This is a genomic window from Constrictibacter sp. MBR-5, assembly GCF_040549485.1.
GTDB lineage: Bacteria > Pseudomonadota > Alphaproteobacteria > JAJUGE01 > JAJUGE01 > Constrictibacter.
On record NZ_JBEPTK010000008.1, the window covers coordinates 29640 to 46135 of the forward strand.

Genomic DNA, 16496 nt, shown 5'->3' on the forward strand with positions numbered 1-16496 from the left:
TTCCTCGCCTCAGCTGGCCAGCGCCGCGCCGCGCGCGGCTATGAAGAAACCTGCGCCCTGCAGCGCGCGCTCCTGGCGCGCCAGGTCGAGATCGTGGCCGACCATCTGCGTCACCAGCGCATCGAAGCCGACCCGCGGCCGCCAGCCCAGCCGGTCCCGCGCCTTCGATGCATCGCCCAGCAGGTGATCGACTTCCGTCGGGCGCAGGTAGCGCTGGTCGAAGGCGACATGGTCGCGCCAGTCCAGCCCGACCTCGGCGAAAGCCGCCTCGCAGAAATCGCGGACGGAGTAGGATTCGCCCGTGGCGACCACATAGTCGTCCGGGGCGTCCTGCTGCAGCATCAGCCACATCGCCTCGACATAGTCGCCGGCGAAGCCCCAGTCGCGCCGGGCATCGAGGTTGCCGAGATAGAGTTTGCCCTGCAGCCCCTCGCTGATCCGGCCCACGGCCCGGGTGATCTTGCGCGTGACGAACGTCTCGCCCCGACGCGGGCTCTCGTGGTTGAAGAGAATTCCGTTGCAGATGAACATGCCGTAGGCCTCGCGGTAATTCACCGCGTACCAGTGGGCGGCAACCTTGCTGACGGCGTAGGGGCTGCGCGGGTAGAACGGCGTCGTTTCCGACTGCGGCGCCGGGGCGGCTCCGAACATCTCCGATGAGCCCGCCTGATAGTAGCGGACATGGCGGACGCTTCCCGCCCGATCGTAGTCGCGGAGCGCTTCCAGGAGGCGCAGCGTCCCCACCGCCACGACGTCGGCGGTGTACTCCGGGATGTCGAACGAGACCTTCACGTGGCTCTGGGCGGCGAGGTTGTACACCTCGTGCGGACGGACCTTCTCGATCGTTCGTCGCAGGGCCGTCCCGTCGGTCAGGTCGCCATAGTGCAGCGTGAGCGCCGGTCCAGTCTCGTGCGGATCTCGATAGACGTGGTCGAGGCGGTCGGTGTTGAACAGGCTCGACCGTCTCATCAGGCCGTGCACCTCGTAGCCCTTCGCGAGAAGGAACTCGGTCAGATACGCGCCGTCCTGCCCGGTGATGCCGGCGATCAGGGCCCTACGCATGCACCACTCCCTGGCTGGCAAGGCTCGCCGCGCGGCGGGCCGGGACGGTGATCGCTTCCGCGAGGCTCGCCACGACATGCTCCTGCTCCGCATCGGTCATCTGCGGGAAGAGGGGAAGAAGAAGGCAGCCGTCGCGGGCGCTTTCGGAATGCGGAAGCGCAAAGCGCCGCGGCTTCTCCGCATACGCCGCTTCCATGTGCGCGCACATGATGCCGCGGCGCGTGGCGATTCCGTCGTCGAGCATTGACTGCATCACCGCGACCTGATCGACCTCCGCCGGCAGCCGGACGCAGTAGCTCTGCCAGTTGGAGCGCGCCCAGGGCGGTTCGCGCGGCACGACCAGTCGCCCCAGACCCTTGAGCAGCGTGTCATATCGGTCGGCCAGTGTGCGGCGTCGCGCGACGATGGTCGGCAGCCGCTTGAGCTGCTCCCGCCCCACGGCAGCCTGTATGTCCGTCATGCGATAGTTGAAGCCCGCGATCGGATACCGCTCGAACATCACGACCGCCGACCCGTGCCGAACGGTGTCGGGGACGTCCATGCCATGCTGGCGCCAGAGCCGGAACAGCCTGTCCCATTCCCGATCGCCGGTCGTGATCATCCCTCCGTCGCCGGTGGTGATGACCTTGCGCGGGTGGAACGAGAAGCAGGCGATGTCGCCGCGCGGCCCGCCGATCTGCTCCCAACCCTGGTCGAGCATGATCTCCGACCCCAGGCCGCAGGCGGCATCCTCGATCAGCGGCACGCCGTGCGCCTGCGCGATCGCGCAGAGTGCACGAAGGTCGCAGGGCATGCCCATCTGGTGGACGCAGAGTATCGCCCGCGTCCGCGGCGTGATCGCCGCCTCCACCAGCTGCGGATCGATGTTGAAGCTCTGCGGGTCGATGTCGACGAAGACGGGGGTGGCACCGCACTGCGCGATGGCGTTCGCCGCCGCTATGAACGAGTGACTCACGGTGACGACCTCGTCGCCGGGTCCGGCACCGACCGCGAGCAGCGCGAGGTGAAGCGCGGCGGTACAGTTCGAGACGGCGCAGGCGTGCCGTGCGCCGACGAAGGCCGCGAACTCGGCTTCGAATGCGGCGACCTGGCTGCCCTGCGTCAGCCAGCCCGATAGCACGACCGCACGCGCGGCCTCGGCCTCGGGATCGCCGACGAGCGGCTTGGTGATCGGGATCATGCGTGAACGCTCCGTGTGGGGAGGACCGATCCGTCGTCCGAGCGCTTCTGGCGCCACCAGGAGACGAGACCCTGCAGGCCGAGGGCGAGCGGTACGCCAGCCTCGAAGCCGAGCAGGCGTTTCGCTTTGGTCGTATCCGCCAGCCGCCGCGGAACCGGGTTAATGGAGCGCTCTTCCGCATGCTGCGGCACCAGATCCGGCCGCCCCATGATCCGCGCCAAGAGGACCGCGAGTTCCGCCAGGCTGGTCTCCGTACCGGTCCCGACATTCAGCGCCACGTCGGTGACGGGCGCTTCCGCGGCCAGCAGATTGGCCCAGGCGATGTCGTTCACATGGACGAAGTCCATGGTCTGGCTGCCGTCGCCGAAGATGATCGGCGGCCGCCCTTCCTCGATCCGCTCCATCCAGCGAATCAGCACCTCCGTATATTTTCCGTAGATGTCCATCCGCGGGCCATAGGCGTTGAAGTAGCGGAGGGCGACATAGTCGAGGCCGTACTGATCGTTGAAAGAGCGCAACAGCCCCTCGCCAAAAGCCTTGGCCGCGCCGTAGAGCGTGCGGTTGGGCTGGCTCGAGCAGGTTTCCGGCGTCGGAAACACGTCGGCCATGCCGTAGACCGACGCGGACGACGCCACGACGACCTTCCGGACCCGCTCGTGCACGCAGTCCTCGAGCAGATCGAACGTGGCGCCGACCATGATCTCCATGGCCGCACGCGGCTCGTTGGCGCACTGCGTGATGCGGAGCGCCGCCTGGTGGAAGACCGTGTCGGCCCCGTCGATCAGTCCGCGCATCAGGCGTCGGTCGCGGATGTCGCCCTTCACCAGACGCACCGTGCCGCCCGCTATCGCGTCCGACAGGTTCTCCTCGGAACCGCGGATCAGGTTGTCGACCACGACGATCTCGGCACAGCCGGTCGCCGTCAGCAGGTCGACCAGGGCCGAGCCGACGAACCCGGCACCGCCGGTCACGAGAACCTTCCTGCCGGTGAGCCGCTCGGACTGCAAACCGTTCATTCTGCGCCCCCCGCTGAAGTGAAATGATGTGCGGTCGCGCTTCCGCCCGCCGCACCATGGGCCGCCGCGCCTTCGGCGTGGCGCCACCCGACGATCCGTGCCGGAGTCCCGGCAACCTTCGCGAAGGCGGGAACATCGCGTGTGACCACCGCGCCGGCGCCGACGATGGCGCCGCGTCCGACCGTGATCCCGGGCAGCAGGACGGCGTTCACGCCGATATCCGCCCAGGCCTCGACGCGTACGGGCGCGATCCGCAGGTCCGTCGCGATGATCGGCACGTCCAGCGGCTCGCCCGTATGCTCCGACCCGAGCACCTTCGCCCCGGGCCCCCACCCGACATGGTCGCCGAGGACAAGGTCGCGGGCGTCGAGAAAGGAATGCGCCCCGATCCAGACCTTGTCGCCGATGACGCAGCGTCCGTCGTACCGGCCGTGGATCACGACGCCCTCGCCGAAACAGACGCCGGCGCCGATCTCGAAGGTCTCCGGATGGCGCAGCGAGATGCCGGTGCCGAGCCGCAGACCGTCCCCGCAGGACCTCGCCATCGCCTGCAATGCCGCGGTGCGCATGATCCCGTCGACGAAGCCGTCGTCCGCGCCGAAGCGTCGGAACAACGACATGAGTTCCCCTGGGCTGCAGCGCTGCTTCAGTTCCAGAGCGAGTTCGCGCAGATAGTTCGGATCTGCCGGCGTGGCACTTCGGCCGAAGACGGCCGGCACCACCCGTGCCCCGTCGATCCGTCCTTCAGGCGACATCGGCAGGCTCTCCGACCACGGCATCTTCCAGCGCATCGCAGACGTACGCGATCTGCTCGGACCCGAGTTCCGGGTAGATCGGCAGAGAGAGGAACTCGCGCGCGAGACGCTCCGAAACCGGAAGATCTCCGGGTCCGTATCCGAGGTCCGAATAGGCGGGCTGAAGATGCACCGGCACCGGATAGTGGATGCCGGTGGCGACGCCCGCGTCGGCGAGTTTGCGACGGACGGCGTCCCGCTCCGCGGCCCGCACGGCATAGACGTGCCAGACATGCTCGCTGCCGGCCGCACGCGCCCGGACGATTCCGCGCACCGCCAGCCTCCGGTCGTAGGCTGCCGCGACCGCCCGCCGGCCGGCCGTCCAACCGTCGAGGTGGCGGAGCTTCACATCCAGAACCGCCGCCTGGACGGCGTCCATACGGTAGTTGAAGCCCCTGACGACGTGCCGGTAACGTTCCGACTGCCCCCAGTCGCGCAGCATGCGAAGCTTGGCGGCCAGTTCGTCGACGTCGGTGACGACGGCACCGCCTTCCCCGCAGGCGCCCAGATTCTTGCCGGGATAGAAGCTGAAGCAGCCCAAGTCTCCGAGCGACCCCGCGCGCTGGCCGCGATCGGAGGCGCCGTGCGCCTGCGCCGCGTCTTCGATGAGGACGGCGCCGCAGCGGCGGGCGATCTCGCGGATGGGCGCCATGTTCGCCAGGCGTCCATGCAGATGCACCGGAATGATCGCCTTGGTCCGCGGCGTGACGGCTGCCTCGAGTGCGACCGGATCCATGGTCCAGGTCACCGGGTCGACATCGACGAAGCGCGGCGTCGCCCCCGCATAGAGGATCGCGGCAGCCGTGGCGACGAACGTCATCGCGACCGTGACGACTTCGTCCCCCGGACCGACGCCCGCGGCGAGCAGGGCCAGATGCAGGGCCGACGTGCCCGTGTTGACCGCGACGGCGTGGCGCGTCCCGCAGTGAGCGGCGAAGCTGCGCTCGAAGGCGTCGACCGTCTCGCCCAGCACATACTGTCCGCTGTCGAGGACGTCCGTTACCGCCGCATGGAGCTCCGGCCGGATGCTGCGCTGCTGCGCGACCAGATCGAGGAAGGGGATCGAACTTCTCATGAGGCCCTCAGCACCTGCGCGAGTTGTACGGGATGGCCGCGGCGGCTCATCGACTGCGTGGCGCCTTCGAGCGCCTCCACGACGCGCAGCCCGACGCGCCCGCTGGTGATCGGCTCGCCGCCGCCGCGAATGCAGTCGAGGAAGTGCTCGGCCTCCGATGCCAGCGCCTCCTTGACCCCGATCTGCGGCGCCCACATGTCGCCGGTCCGGTAGGCGACACGCATGCGCTGTATGGCGTCGCTGGATTCCTCGGCCTGGATGCCGCGGTCGTAGACCTTGACCTTCTCGCTCGGCTCCAGGTCGTCGTAGACGATCATCTTCTTGCTGCCGCCGATCAGTGTCCGGCGCACCTTCACGGGCGCCAGCCAGTTGACGCTCAGATGCGCGACGGTGCCTCTGCCGAAGTACAGCGTGACATGCGCCATGTTCTCGGGGCTGCCGGCGAGATGCCGCGCGCCGTTGGCGGAGACGGCGATCGGCTCGTCGTCGAGGAGGAACTGCAGGATGGCCAGATCGTGCACCGCCAGGTCCCAGACGACGTTCACGTCGCTCTGGAAGATGCCGAGGTTCACCCGTGTGGAGTCGTAGTAATAGATGTCGCCGATTTCGCCGCGCTGGATCAGTTCGCGGATCTTCCGCACCGCCGGCGTATAGACGAAGGTGTGGTCCACCATCAGCGTGACGTTCCGCCGGGCTGCCATCTCGTTGAGGGTCTCGGCCTGGGTGACCGTCTCCGTCATCGGTTTCTCGACGAGGACGTGGCGCCCCGACAGGATGCCGGCGTGCGCGATCTCGTAGTGCGTGCGCACCGGCGTCGCGATGACGACGGCATCGACGTCCGGGTTCGCGAGCAGCAGCTTCCAGCTGTCGACGAGATCGGCGCCGGGGTGCCGCTTCGCCGCCCGCGCGAGCGCTGCCGGATTGGCGTCCGCGATCGCGACGAGGCGGCAGCCGTCCGTTTCGGAGAAGCACCGCGCCAGATTGGGGCCCCAGTAGCCGTAGCCGACGACGCCGATGCCGATCATCGTGCGGCTCCGATCCGGAGGCCCGCCTGCGGCGCATCGGGTACGCGCGACAGGACCCGGGCCGGGACCCCGGCGACGACGGCATGGTCGGGAACGTCGCGCGTGACGACGGCGCCAGCGCCGACCACCGCCCCCTCCCCGATCACGACTCCCGCGACGATGGTCGCATTCGAGCCGATGGACGCCCGGCGCTTGACCAGGGTCGGGACCAGGCACCAGTCCGCCGCCGTCTGCGGCTCTCCCGCCGTCGTGGTCGCACGTGGGAAGAGGTCGTTCGTGAACATGACGCCGTGCCCGACGAAGACCTCGTCCTCCAGCACCACGCCCTCACAGACGAAGCTGTGGGAGGAGATCTTGCAGCGCGCGCCGACGGTGACGCCCTTCTGGATCTCGACGAATGGTCCGACGGCAGTATGATCGCCGATCGTACAGCCGTAGAGATTCGTCAGTGCCGGCTGGTGGATCCGCACTCCACATCCGAGGCGGACATCGTCGGTGATCGGCATGCTTGCTCCCGTCTTTCATGCCGACTTGCGTCGACCTGCGATTGACCGAGAAAACGCTATTGCCGAATCGCCGCCGCGTGACGCTGGCAGTGTGAACGACTGCGGCAGGCTTAAAGCGGATAAGTCCAACGGCCGAAGCAGGAACACACCGCTTCCCGCGACACCGTCCCTTGTTCATAAGCCGGCATCGGGCTGACTTTCGGTCGATGCCTAGATCGCGCGAGGCACCGGTCTACGGAATTTGGTGAACTTGTGCGCTGCGCCGCCCGGTGTCCGAATCCGCCGGAGACTGCGGGGGCGGGCGATGAAGATCATTATTGCGAACCGATTCTATTTCCCGGACGAGTCCGCCACGAGCCGGATGGTGACGAGCCTCGCGCGTTCGCTCGTTCGCCAGGGCGCATGCGTGCACATCGTCGCCAGCGACGCGCACCACGACAGCCCGCGGCGAGAACCCACCGAAGCCGTCCAGGACGGTGTCGCCGTGCATCGCGTCCGGTCGACCGCGCTGGGCCGCCACCGGATCTGGCGTCGCGCGCTCGACTACCTCACCTTTCATTTCGGCGCCGCCCGGCGCGTGCGGGCGCTCGCCGAGCCCGGCGACGTCGTCATCGTCTGTACCGATCCGCCACTATTGTCCGTCAGCCTCCTTGGAGCGCTCTGGCACAGGGACGCGGTGATGGTGAACTGGCTCCACGACCTGTTTCCCGAAGCGGCGATCCAGCTCGGCGTCCTGCGGCGCGGGATCGCAGCCAAGCTGCTGGTGCGGCTGCGCAACCTGTCGCTTCGCGCCGCCCGGACGAGCGTCGCGCCGATGCCGCGCATGGCGGAATTCCTGGCCCAAAGCGGCATTCCCGGCGACCGCCTCGAGGTGATCCGGCACTGGTCGGACGGGCGCGAGATTCATCCCGTCGCCCGCGAGACGAACGCGCTGCGCCGCGACTGGGGTCTCGAGGGCAAGTTCGTGGTGGGCTATTCGGGAAACTTCGGGCGCGTCCACGAGTTCGGCACGATCCTCGATGCGGCGGAACGCCTGCGCGCCGATCCCAGGATCACGTTCCTGTTCATTGGCAGCGGTCACCGCCGCGCCTGGTTCGAGAGCGAGGTGAGCCGCCGCGGCTTGTCCAACGTGATCATGAAGCCTTTGCAGCCGCGCGACCGTCTCGCCGAATCCCTCGGCGCCGCAGACGTGCATCTCATCTCGCTGCTTCCCGATCTCGAGACGTGCAGTGTCCCCAGCAAGCTCTACGGCATCCTGGCCGCGGGCCGCCCGGTCCTGTTCGTGGGAGACCGTGACGGCGAGGTCGCCACCGTCGTGGGCAACGGCGGGTGCGGCGCCTCGGTAGCCGTCGGCGACCCGGCCGCACTCGCCGAGCGGATCCTCGCACTGGCCGGGGACGAGACGGTGCGACGCACGATGGGCGACGCCGCCCGCCACCTCTTCGAGACCGACTATGTCGAGGCTGCAGGCGTCGCCAACTGGCACCGGCTTCTGCGCCGGTTGGGCGTGACGGAAGCTGCAGCGGCAAGCCGGGCGGAAGGTGCGGATGCGCGTGTGTAAGGGCGGGCCGGCGGGTCCGATGCAGCCGAGCGCCATGAGCAGCGTCGTCGCCAGCCAGCTCGGCGCGCGGATGCACTATGCCGTGCCGCGTTTCCTGGAGCGGAGCGGCAGGCTCGAACGGTTCTACACCGACATCTGTGCCGGCGACGCCGTCGCGGACGTCCTGCGCCTGTGCCCGAAGTCGCTCCGGCCGCTCCCGCTGCGCCGCCTGATCGCCCGGACCCCGCACGGTGTCTCCCGGGACAGGATCACGACCTTTCCGGGCTTCGGCCTTCATCATGCCCTACGCCGCCTCCGGGCGCGCACTGCCGAAGATGTGGCCGAAATCGCCCTCTGGGCCGGTGCTCGGCTGTCCGCACGCGTCGCGGCGCGCGGCTTCGGCCGCGCAGGAGTGGTCTTCGGATACAATGGCGAATGCCTCGAACTGCTCCGTGCAGCGAGGTCCGCCGGCCTGGTCACGGTGATGGAACAGACGGTCGCCGCGCGGGACCTGCTGGAGCGCCTCCTCGATCAGGAACTCTCCGCCTTTCCGAATTGGCAGGTCAGGCCGGCGACCAATCGCTTCACACGGGCCACGGCAGAGCGCGAGAAAGCGGAATGGCAGTCGGCCGACCTGATCCTGTGCGGTTCGGACTTCGTCCGCGAGAGCATCGCCGGAAGCGGAGGGCCGCATGACCGGTGTGTCGTCGTTCCCTATGGCGTGGATGCTCGCTTCGCCATGCCGGCCAGGGCGCCGCACGACGGACCGCTGCGCGTTCTCACGGTCGGCGAGGTCGGGCTGCGCAAGGGATCGCCCTACGTGCTCGCGGCGGCGCGGCGGCTGGGCCGTCGCGCAACGTTTCGGATGGTAGGGACGCTGGGTATTCTGCCGGCACAGCGGAATGCCCTTGCCGAGCATGTGGAACTCACCGGACCTGTTCCTCGCAGCGAAATGGCCGCGCACTTCGCCTGGGCCGACGTCATGCTGCTTCCATCTATCTGCGAGGGTTCGGCGACCGCCGTATACGAGGCGCTGGCCGCCCGGCTGCCCGTCATCTGCACGCCGAACACGGGCAGCGTCGTCCGCGACGGAATCGAGGGGTTCATCGTGCCCATCCGCGACCCGGAGGCGATCGCCGACGGCATCGACGCGCTCGCCGCCAATCCGCAGCGTCGACGGGACATGGGTGAGAACGCGGGGGCGCGTGCCGCCGCCTTCACGGTCGATGCCTATGGCGCACGCTTCATGGCCGCGCTCGACGCGGCGCCCGCCGGTGGACGCCGCCCCGCACCGGCGGAGACGCAGCGATCATGAAAGTCTGCCACGTGACGGGCGTGCTGTCGTCGAACGGCGGCGGGGTCGTGGAGGCCGTGGCCGGGCTTTCCGAGGCCCTGCAGCGCGGGCAGCGCTGCGAGACCCGGCTTATCGGTATCGAGGATAAGAGGGGCGGAACGCCGCGCCCGGTACCCGGAGTCCGCACCGATGTCCTTCCCGTACGCGGACCGACAGCGTTCAGCTACGCTCCCGCGATGGCGGCCGTCCTGGACGAGGCCGACCTGGTCCACCTCCACGGCTTGTGGCTCTACGCCTCGCTCGCGGCGACACGGTGGACCCGCCGCACCGGGCGCCCCCGGATCATCAGCCCGCATGGCATGCTGGACGCATGGGCGATGCGTCGCGCCTTCTGGAAGAAGCGGCTGGCGCTGTTCTGCTACGAGAGCGCGAACCTGCGCGGGGCGACTTGCCTGCACGCGCTCTCCCGCGGGGAACGGGACGCGATACGCGCTTTCGGCCTGACAAATCCCGTCTGCGTCATTCCGAACGGTGTGCATGTTCCCGCACCCTGGACGGGGGCGCCGCCCGCATGGCGCACCGCGCTCCCGACGGATGCCAAAGTCCTCCTCTATCTCGGACGTCTGCACCCGAAGAAGGGTCTGCTCGATCTCCTGCAGGCATTTGCGATGACCGAGCGGGATCATGCGAAGCACGACGGATGGTACGTGGCGATCGCCGGATGGGACCAGGAAGGGCATCGCGCCGAGCTGGAGAGTTGCGCCGGCGCCTTCGGGATCACGCACCGGGTCCGCTTCATCGGCCCGCAGTTCGGCGCCGACAAGGAAGCGACCCTGAACGCTGCCGATGCCTTCGTACTGCCCTCGATGAGCGAAGGTCTGCCGATCGCCGTACTGGAAGCCTGGGCGAGCGGGCTCCCGGCGCTGATCACGCCGCAGTGCAACCTCCCCGAAGGCGAGGCTGCGGGCGCCGCCATCCCCATCGTCGTGGGCCCCGAAGGCGTCGCCGCCGGGCTGCGCCGCCTGTTCACCCTGTCCGACGACGAACGCAGGCAGGTCGGGGCACGCGGCCGAACGCTCGTCGCGGACCGCTTCACATGGGACAGCGTCGCCGAGCGAATGGCGTCCGTCTACGCCTGGATGCTGGGCGAAGCGCCCGCCCCCTCGGCCGTCGAAATGACCTGACGCCCAGCCGCCGGCTTTGCTGTCACGGCGCCGGCAGCGGTGACGCCGCCTGCCCGTGGCGCTCGATTTATGGTGCGGCCGCGGCGGCCTGCGCCACCGGGACGCACGCACGCCGCTTCGCCACCCGCGCGAGGAGCAGCCCGGGCAGGAGCAGGATCGCCAGATGGACCCAACCCGCAACGACCAGCTGGGTATAATGGGTGATCGCGGTCATGCCGGGCATGACGCCAAAGATGTAAAGAAGCTGCGGCAGGTACCATCCCAGGTTCGCGGTCGCGTAGAGGCGTCCCAGCACGTATGCGACGAGGAAGAACTTGATCGCGCCGAGGTACCAGAACGAGGCGAAGGCATCCGACATGCCCGTCTCTGTACTGCCCTGGACCGGGGCGTATTGCCGGTCGACCTGCCCTTCGACAATGATGTAGAGGCTATCCTTCAGGCCGCGCCCGACCAGCTGGCCCGGAACGAAGTCGTGTATGAGCAAATTCCAGTGGAAGATGCCGAAATCGAACACGCCGCCGATGCTGATATAGTGCATCCGCAAGGCCGCGTTTCGCACCTCCGGCCCACCCTCCTTGACCAGCGTCTCGAAGTTCTCGATGACGTCGATCTCCTTTACGCGCGACAGATCCATGCCGGCTGTGGATTTGGAGATGTTGCGATACTGCTCGGCGCTGTTGAGGCCTACCGTCGCCACCAGAACGCCGGCGAGCAGCAACACCCGGGGCAGGGTGAAGCGGCACTGGAACCAGAGTGCCAACAGGATCCCCAGCACCACCTCGGTGAGTTCACCGCGCTTTCCCGTGACCATGATCCGGTCGGCCACCAGCAGCATGTCGAACAGAACGATTGCACCGGCCATCCGCGACGGGCGCCGCACGAAACAGACGAGGGCGACCATCAGTCCGAAGGTCAGCATCTTCTGAAAGAAGATGTAGATGACCGAAATGCCGCTGTGCATGCTCGCGAGCCTCACCTCGTCCGGCAGTCGGCTGTACTTCCAAAAGAAGAAGGCGCCGGCGAGGGAAAGACCTGCCGCCAGCCACAGGAGCCGCTTCTCGTCGAAGGTCCAGCGCAGACCCTGCAGGGGCTTGCTGCCGGCCAGCCATCCAAACAGGCAGGCGCCGGCACAGAGCGTGGTGAACGCGACGGTCCGGTCGACCGCACCCGCCGGGAGGTACCTGTCCGCCATCAGCGCCGGCAGTTGCGGTGCCACGAAGCCCAGGAACGTGGCGCCCGCGAGAAACGGATAGGTCAGCGGGCGCTCGCGACTGCTCAGGCCGTAGGCGAGCAGTGTAAGGCACACCAGGCAGAACAGGATGATCAAAGACCAAGCCACCGGGATCTCCAGTCTGCCAGCAGCGCCCCCGTCCAATGGCGGGGCGCATACCAGGCGATCTTGAAATACTCCTTCAGGATCTGCCGGCCCTCGACGTCATGCATCAGCCGCGAAAGCGGTATGTCGCGCTCGGCCGGAGCGGTCATCCAGTCAATGGCTGGTGCGAGCAGATCGAAGCAGTAGAAGGCGCGCAGCGTGTGGAACCAGCTCGTCACGAGCACCGCCCGGCGCACGCCGCGCACCTCGAGAATGGGCTTGGAATACTCGGCGTTTTCCCAGGTCGTCCGCGAACCGCACTCGACGGCGATCGCCGATGGCGGCACCCCGTCGATGACGAGCAGCCGCTCGATGTCGCGGCAGTCGCCGTCTCCCGATACGAGGATGAACGGGGCGATGCCGGTCCGGTAGAGCGAAGCCGCCTGCGCCGCCCGGCGCGGTCCGTCGCCGCCCAGGACCACGATGGCGTCCGCGCGCGCGACGCCTGTCCGCAGCGCCAGCATCTTATCGGCGCCGGCGATCAGCAGAAAAGGCGCCAGCGCCCCGACGGCCAGCACGCCCAGGAACAGGCGGCGGATCCCCATCATCAGATCGGCAGGCCGCGGTCGCGCCGGCGGATCTCAGCCATCTTGATCACGATCATGTACTCGTACGCGGTGAGAAGCCGGCAGTAGACGTATCCGGGCCAGCCGTCGAGAAAGCCCCGCCGCAGGATGTACATGTAGAGGAACCGCAGCGCCGGCCTGAACGGCAGGTGGAACGACAGGTCCTTCAGTGCGGCGCGACGGCGCACCGGATCGCGGGCGAAGATGCCGCCGATGTCGATCCTGCCCCCGTCCAGGGTCTTCAGCGACTCGCGCGCTTCCTTCCAGGAATATTCGTTGTGCTTCTCGTACCAGGCGTTCAGCCCCTTGTTGAAGCTGAAGTGCAGGAAGTGACTGTGGAGCCTGCCCTCGGGTCCGGACAGGTTGCAGCGCAGATTGATGTCGCGCTCGAACTGCACGTATTCGGGCCGCACGAGCCGGACGACCCACGTCGGATAGAGGCTGCTGTGACGGATCCACTTGCCCATGAAAAGGACCTTGAAGCGCACCCTGAACGCCACCTCCGGCCGGCTGGGGTCGGCGGCGATCGCCAGCATCTCGTCGCGCAGTTCGCCGGGCGTCACCTCGTCGGCGTCGGGCAGGTATACCCAGGGGTGCTTGAAGGGGATCTCCTTGAGCCCGTACGATCGCTGACTCCGCTCGCCGTCGAAGCGCCGCTGGTAGACTCTCGCACCCCGCGCCTTCGCGATCTCGACGGTTCGGTCGGTGCTGAAGGAGTCGAGGACGACGATGTCGTCGCACCATGTCAACGAGTCGAGGCAGGCCGGGAGGTTCTGCTCTTCGTTCAGCGTCAGGATGAGGACGGAGATGCTCATGGATTCTCTCCTCGCAGGGCCGACGCCGCGGCGACCGCCCGCGAGCGCTGACGCAATGGGCGTGCGGGGTTGCCGACGACGATCAACCAGGGCGGCACGTCCCTGAAGACGCTGGCGCGCGTGCCCACCACGGCTCCCTCGCCGATGCACACGCCCGGTCCGACGAAGGCGTCCGCCGCCACCCATGCGTGATCTCCGATCGTGATGGGTGCGGTGATGAGGGTCATGTCGGCGGAGTCGGGATCGTGGCTCGCCGTGCAGAGAAAGCTGTACTGGCTGACGGTGGCGCGGGCGCCGATCATGACCTTGTCGACGGCGTAACAGTCGACGCCGGGGCTGAGGCAGCTGTGGTCGCCCATCTGGAGGTTCCACGGCGCCCAGACGCGGACGGAGGCGTGTACCGTCGCATGGCGTCCGAGCCGCGCCCCGAACGCCCGGAGCAGCAGCCGGCGCCACGCGTGCAGCGGCTTCGGGCTCGGCCGGAACAGCACGAGCCACGTGACGCCCCAGGCCGCCCGGCCCAGCTTGTTGCGGAAGCTGTGCGGGCTCGGGCGGTATCGCGCACGGTGCGCAGTCACATCGGGCAGTACGGCCGGCGCCCCCCTGTTCGCCGAGGAAGTCATGCCACGCGCTCCCGAACGACCCGCAGGGCGTTCTTCAACGAGGTTGGCAATGCCTGCCGGATCAGCGACTTCGGCATCGCCGCGAGCGGCGACGACGCAATGGCGGGCGGCGCCCGCAGCACGTCCTGCAGTACCGCACGATATCCGTCTGTCATCCTGTCGAGGCTGAAGCTCTCGACGGCGTGCGCCCGCGCCGCCCTGGACATCGCCCCCTTGAGCGCCGGGTCGCACAGGCGACGAAGCGCCGCCACGGCCGCGGCGACGTCGCCCACCGGAAACAGGATCCCGTCCCGACCGTGCCGGATCAGCGCATCGGTGACGCCGGCGATGTGCGAGGCTACCGGAATGCACCCCGCGGCCATGGCCTCGGCGATCGTCAGGCAGAAGCCTTCATATCGGGACGGCACGAGCAGGACATCGTGCGCCGCGTACAATGCAGGCACGTCGTCGGGGGCGACCATGCCGAGGAATGCGACACGGTCGGTCAGGTCGGCGGCCGCGCTGCGCAGCCGCGCCAGGTCTGGGCCGTCGCCCGCAACCGTAAGACTGTGCCCCTCCCCGAGACGCCGCATGATGCGGGGCAGCCACAGCACGCCCTTGGCCGCTTCGTCGATGCGTCCCAGGGACAGGATCCGCAGGTCCCGCGAGGCCGCTCGCGGCCGAGGCGGCGCACCGAGCGCAACCCCGTGTCCGATGACGACGCAGCGATCGCGCCGGAAGCCGTGCCGGCCGACGAGGTCCCGCTCGATCCGCGGCGATATGGCGACGGTGGCATGTACCGCATCGCGCAGCGCGCGGGCGGCTGCATAGGTGCCCGGCGTGATGTTGTGGACGATCATGATGCGCGCGACATGCGGCGGCAGCCGCGTTACCGCCAGCATCTCGGCCTCCCGCGTCAGCACACCGACGAGCACCCCGTCATAGTCGCCAGCGACAATGGCACTGGCGATATGGCCGGCGAGCTCGCCTTCCGCGACGGCGCCTCGCGGGCCAACCGGCGCGCCATATCGACAGTCGGCCTGCCAATGCGGATCCGTCCAGGCGTTCCACGCCCCCTCGCCGACGCCGATCCAGCGCAGATCCACCCCCAGCTCCACCAGACCCGCGCGCAGCGACCTGAAGAGCATGTACGTCCCGCCGTGATGCGGATGCGCGAGGTACGCCAGCGACAACCGCCGCGCGTCGTCGCGGCGGAGAGGTTGTGTCTGCGCCGTCGAATCCGGGGTCATGCGGCTCGGTCCTGCACCGCGGGATACGTATCCCCCCCGAACTGCGCCATGACCACCGGTGCGGCCTCGGGCAGCAGCAGCCGCTGCAGGTGTCTCCAGCCTCGGCAGACGAAGTAGCCGTGCAGCATCAGCGGTACGATCAGGGCCGCGGCCAAGGCTTCTCCCGGCAGGCCCAACTGCCACCCGGCGAAACCCACGCCGCCGAGGAACCCGTTCGCCGCAATTACGCCGGCCGTCGCCCGCTCCGGCGGGAGACCGGCCTCGAGCAGGAGGTGATGAAGATGCCGTCGGTCACCGACCAGCGGATTCTTGCCGTCCGCTAGGCGCCGCGCGATCAGGAGCAGGGTGTCGAAGGCCGGCAGGGCGAAGAACCAGAGGACGGCCGGCAGCGGGGCCACCGCCGGCGACGGCTGCGCTTCCGCGACCGGCAGCGCCAGGCGGATCGCGAAGAAGGCGATCGCGCCGCCGAGCATCATGCTGCCGGCATCGCCCATGAAGACCGAGGCTCGCGAGCGCCAGCGGTGGCGCAGGTTGAAAATCAGGAAGCCGAGGACGGCGAAGAGGATCAGCATGGGCTCCGCCGCGGCGTTGGGCGCGCCCGACAGCCAGGCTGCGAACACGATCCACGCCAGCGCAGTCGCCGCCGCACCGCCCGCCAGCCCGTCCAGTCCGTCGATCATGTTGAACGCGTTGATGATGCCGACGATGAAGAAGATCGTCAGTGGCAGCGCGAAAAGCGTCGGAGTTACGGCTTCAGAGCCGACCAGTTGACCCAGCTGCAGGAAGTTCGAATGAGGCACCACCATGATCGCCGCGGCAGCTGCTTGGCCGCAGAGCTTCATCCAGGGATTGATGTCGAACGCATCGTCGGCGACCCCGAGCGCAACCAGCAGACCCAGCCCCGCGATGAGCTCCCAACCCGCACCGAGCACGAGTTGCAGGTTCATTGCAGGCACGAGAAACGCAGCGAACATCGCGATCCCGCCCGTGAGGGGGATCGCGCCGTCGTGCATCTTGCGACCCTTCGGGAGGTCGACGAGCCCAAGGCGTGCAGCATTTCGCTGCAGCAGGGGGATGACAACGACGACGATCAGGAAGGCATTGAGCAGATACATCGCTAGCGGCGGCATGTTCATCCGTGCCTCCAACTCGCTGTTTCTCTGGTTTCGCCGGATCGCCGATTCCGGATATGCGCTTATCGTGTTCGAGAGA

The 16496-nt window shown here is 68.2% G+C and carries 16 protein-coding genes; 3 read left to right on the forward strand and 13 right to left on the reverse strand.

What is annotated here, in order from left to right:
- Nucleotides 1-9 precede the first annotated feature (9 nt).
- Genes gmd through ABIE65_RS16775 form a run of 7 tightly spaced genes read right to left on the reverse strand, consistent with a single transcriptional unit; the run spans nt 10 to nt 6658 of the window.
- Nucleotides 10-1062: a GDP-mannose 4,6-dehydratase gene (gene gmd, locus ABIE65_RS16745; RefSeq protein WP_354079210.1), complete on the reverse strand. Its 1053-nt coding sequence runs from the start codon at nt 1060-1062 to the stop codon at nt 10-12.
- Nucleotides 1055-2242, reverse strand: a complete 1188-nt coding sequence (locus tag ABIE65_RS16750) for a DegT/DnrJ/EryC1/StrS family aminotransferase (RefSeq protein WP_354079212.1) — start codon at nt 2240-2242, stop codon at nt 1055-1057. The genes gmd and ABIE65_RS16750 overlap by 8 nt, the downstream gene beginning before the upstream one ends.
- On the reverse strand, nt 2239-3258 hold the full coding sequence (locus ABIE65_RS16755) for an NAD-dependent epimerase/dehydratase family protein (protein WP_354079214.1): 1020 nt from the start codon (nt 3256-3258) through the stop codon (nt 2239-2241). Before ABIE65_RS16755 ends, ABIE65_RS16750 begins: the two co-directional genes overlap by 4 nt.
- On the reverse strand, nt 3255-4013 hold the full coding sequence (locus tag ABIE65_RS16760) for an acyltransferase (protein WP_354079216.1): 759 nt from the start codon (nt 4011-4013) through the stop codon (nt 3255-3257). Before ABIE65_RS16760 ends, ABIE65_RS16755 begins: the two co-directional genes overlap by 4 nt.
- Entirely contained in the window at nt 4003-5127 is a 1125-nt protein-coding gene (locus ABIE65_RS16765) for a DegT/DnrJ/EryC1/StrS family aminotransferase (RefSeq protein ID WP_354079218.1), read from the reverse strand. The genes ABIE65_RS16760 and ABIE65_RS16765 overlap by 11 nt, the downstream gene beginning before the upstream one ends.
- A complete protein-coding gene (locus ABIE65_RS16770; protein ID WP_354079220.1) occupies nt 5124-6152 on the reverse strand; it encodes a Gfo/Idh/MocA family protein in 1029 nt (342 codons plus the stop codon). The genes ABIE65_RS16765 and ABIE65_RS16770 overlap by 4 nt, the downstream gene beginning before the upstream one ends.
- A complete protein-coding gene (locus ABIE65_RS16775) occupies nt 6149-6658 on the reverse strand; it encodes an acyltransferase (protein WP_354079222.1) in 510 nt (169 codons plus the stop codon). Before ABIE65_RS16775 ends, ABIE65_RS16770 begins: the two co-directional genes overlap by 4 nt.
- Nucleotides 6659-6962: 304 nt before the next feature.
- On the opposite strand from ABIE65_RS16775, the gene ABIE65_RS16780 reads away from it, so the two are divergent.
- From ABIE65_RS16780 to ABIE65_RS16790, 3 genes are read left to right on the forward strand one after another with little or no spacing between them, the layout of a single operon-like run.
- Complete coding sequence (locus ABIE65_RS16780; RefSeq protein ID WP_354079224.1) at nt 6963-8219, forward strand: glycosyltransferase family 4 protein; 1257 nt, start codon at nt 6963-6965, stop codon at nt 8217-8219.
- Nucleotides 8206-9513, forward strand: a complete 1308-nt coding sequence (locus ABIE65_RS16785; RefSeq protein ID WP_354079226.1) for a glycosyltransferase family 4 protein — start codon at nt 8206-8208, stop codon at nt 9511-9513. Before ABIE65_RS16780 ends, ABIE65_RS16785 begins: the two co-directional genes overlap by 14 nt.
- Nucleotides 9510-10676, forward strand: a complete 1167-nt coding sequence (locus ABIE65_RS16790; RefSeq protein WP_354079228.1) for a glycosyltransferase — start codon at nt 9510-9512, stop codon at nt 10674-10676. The genes ABIE65_RS16785 and ABIE65_RS16790 overlap by 4 nt, the downstream gene beginning before the upstream one ends.
- A 67-nt stretch (nt 10677-10743) precedes the next feature.
- Here the strand turns inward: ABIE65_RS16790 and ABIE65_RS16795 are convergent, their stop codons facing one another.
- Genes ABIE65_RS16795 through ABIE65_RS16820 form a run of 6 tightly spaced genes read right to left on the reverse strand, consistent with a single transcriptional unit; the run spans nt 10744 to nt 16420 of the window.
- A complete protein-coding gene (locus ABIE65_RS16795; RefSeq protein WP_354079229.1) occupies nt 10744-12015 on the reverse strand; it encodes a hypothetical protein in 1272 nt (423 codons plus the stop codon).
- On the reverse strand, nt 12000-12596 hold the full coding sequence (locus tag ABIE65_RS16800) for a YdcF family protein (RefSeq protein ID WP_354079231.1): 597 nt from the start codon (nt 12594-12596) through the stop codon (nt 12000-12002). The genes ABIE65_RS16795 and ABIE65_RS16800 overlap by 16 nt, the downstream gene beginning before the upstream one ends.
- 2 nt (nt 12597-12598) lie before the next feature.
- Nucleotides 12599-13432: a glycosyltransferase family 2 protein gene (locus ABIE65_RS16805; protein WP_354079232.1), complete on the reverse strand. Its 834-nt coding sequence runs from the start codon at nt 13430-13432 to the stop codon at nt 12599-12601.
- Nucleotides 13429-14055: an LbetaH domain-containing protein gene (locus ABIE65_RS16810; RefSeq protein WP_354079233.1), complete on the reverse strand. Its 627-nt coding sequence runs from the start codon at nt 14053-14055 to the stop codon at nt 13429-13431. Before ABIE65_RS16810 ends, ABIE65_RS16805 begins: the two co-directional genes overlap by 4 nt.
- A complete protein-coding gene (locus tag ABIE65_RS16815) occupies nt 14052-15284 on the reverse strand; it encodes a glycosyltransferase family 4 protein (RefSeq protein ID WP_354079235.1) in 1233 nt (410 codons plus the stop codon). The genes ABIE65_RS16810 and ABIE65_RS16815 overlap by 4 nt, the downstream gene beginning before the upstream one ends.
- Complete coding sequence (locus tag ABIE65_RS16820) at nt 15281-16420, reverse strand: MraY family glycosyltransferase (protein WP_354079236.1); 1140 nt, start codon at nt 16418-16420, stop codon at nt 15281-15283. Before ABIE65_RS16820 ends, ABIE65_RS16815 begins: the two co-directional genes overlap by 4 nt.
- Nucleotides 16421-16496: the final 76 nt, after the last annotated feature.

Coding starts and splice junctions, on each gene's coding strand:
- gmd (WP_354079210.1), bottom strand. CDS start 1,062: ATGCGTAGGGCCCTGATCGCCGGCATCACCGGGCAGGACGGCGCGTAT.
- ABIE65_RS16750 (WP_354079212.1), bottom strand. CDS start 2,242: ATGATCCCGATCACCAAGCCGCTCGTCGGCGATCCCGAGGCCGAGGCC.
- ABIE65_RS16755 (WP_354079214.1), bottom strand. CDS start 3,258: ATGAACGGTTTGCAGTCCGAGCGGCTCACCGGCAGGAAGGTTCTCGTG.
- ABIE65_RS16760 (WP_354079216.1), bottom strand. CDS start 4,013: ATGTCGCCTGAAGGACGGATCGACGGGGCACGGGTGGTGCCGGCCGTC.
- ABIE65_RS16765 (WP_354079218.1), bottom strand. CDS start 5,127: ATGAGAAGTTCGATCCCCTTCCTCGATCTGGTCGCGCAGCAGCGCAGC.
- ABIE65_RS16770 (WP_354079220.1), bottom strand. CDS start 6,152: ATGATCGGCATCGGCGTCGTCGGCTACGGCTACTGGGGCCCCAATCTG.
- ABIE65_RS16775 (WP_354079222.1), bottom strand. CDS start 6,658: ATGCCGATCACCGACGATGTCCGCCTCGGATGTGGAGTGCGGATCCAC.
- ABIE65_RS16780 (WP_354079224.1), top strand. CDS start 6,963: ATGAAGATCATTATTGCGAACCGATTCTATTTCCCGGACGAGTCCGCC.
- ABIE65_RS16785 (WP_354079226.1), top strand. CDS start 8,206: ATGCGCGTGTGTAAGGGCGGGCCGGCGGGTCCGATGCAGCCGAGCGCC.
- ABIE65_RS16790 (WP_354079228.1), top strand. CDS start 9,510: ATGAAAGTCTGCCACGTGACGGGCGTGCTGTCGTCGAACGGCGGCGGG.
- ABIE65_RS16800 (WP_354079231.1), bottom strand. CDS start 12,596: ATGGGGATCCGCCGCCTGTTCCTGGGCGTGCTGGCCGTCGGGGCGCTG.
- ABIE65_RS16805 (WP_354079232.1), bottom strand. CDS start 13,432: ATGAGCATCTCCGTCCTCATCCTGACGCTGAACGAAGAGCAGAACCTC.
- ABIE65_RS16810 (WP_354079233.1), bottom strand. CDS start 14,055: ATGACTTCCTCGGCGAACAGGGGGGCGCCGGCCGTACTGCCCGATGTG.
- ABIE65_RS16815 (WP_354079235.1), bottom strand. CDS start 15,284: ATGACCCCGGATTCGACGGCGCAGACACAACCTCTCCGCCGCGACGAC.
- ABIE65_RS16820 (WP_354079236.1), bottom strand. CDS start 16,420: ATGAACATGCCGCCGCTAGCGATGTATCTGCTCAATGCCTTCCTGATC.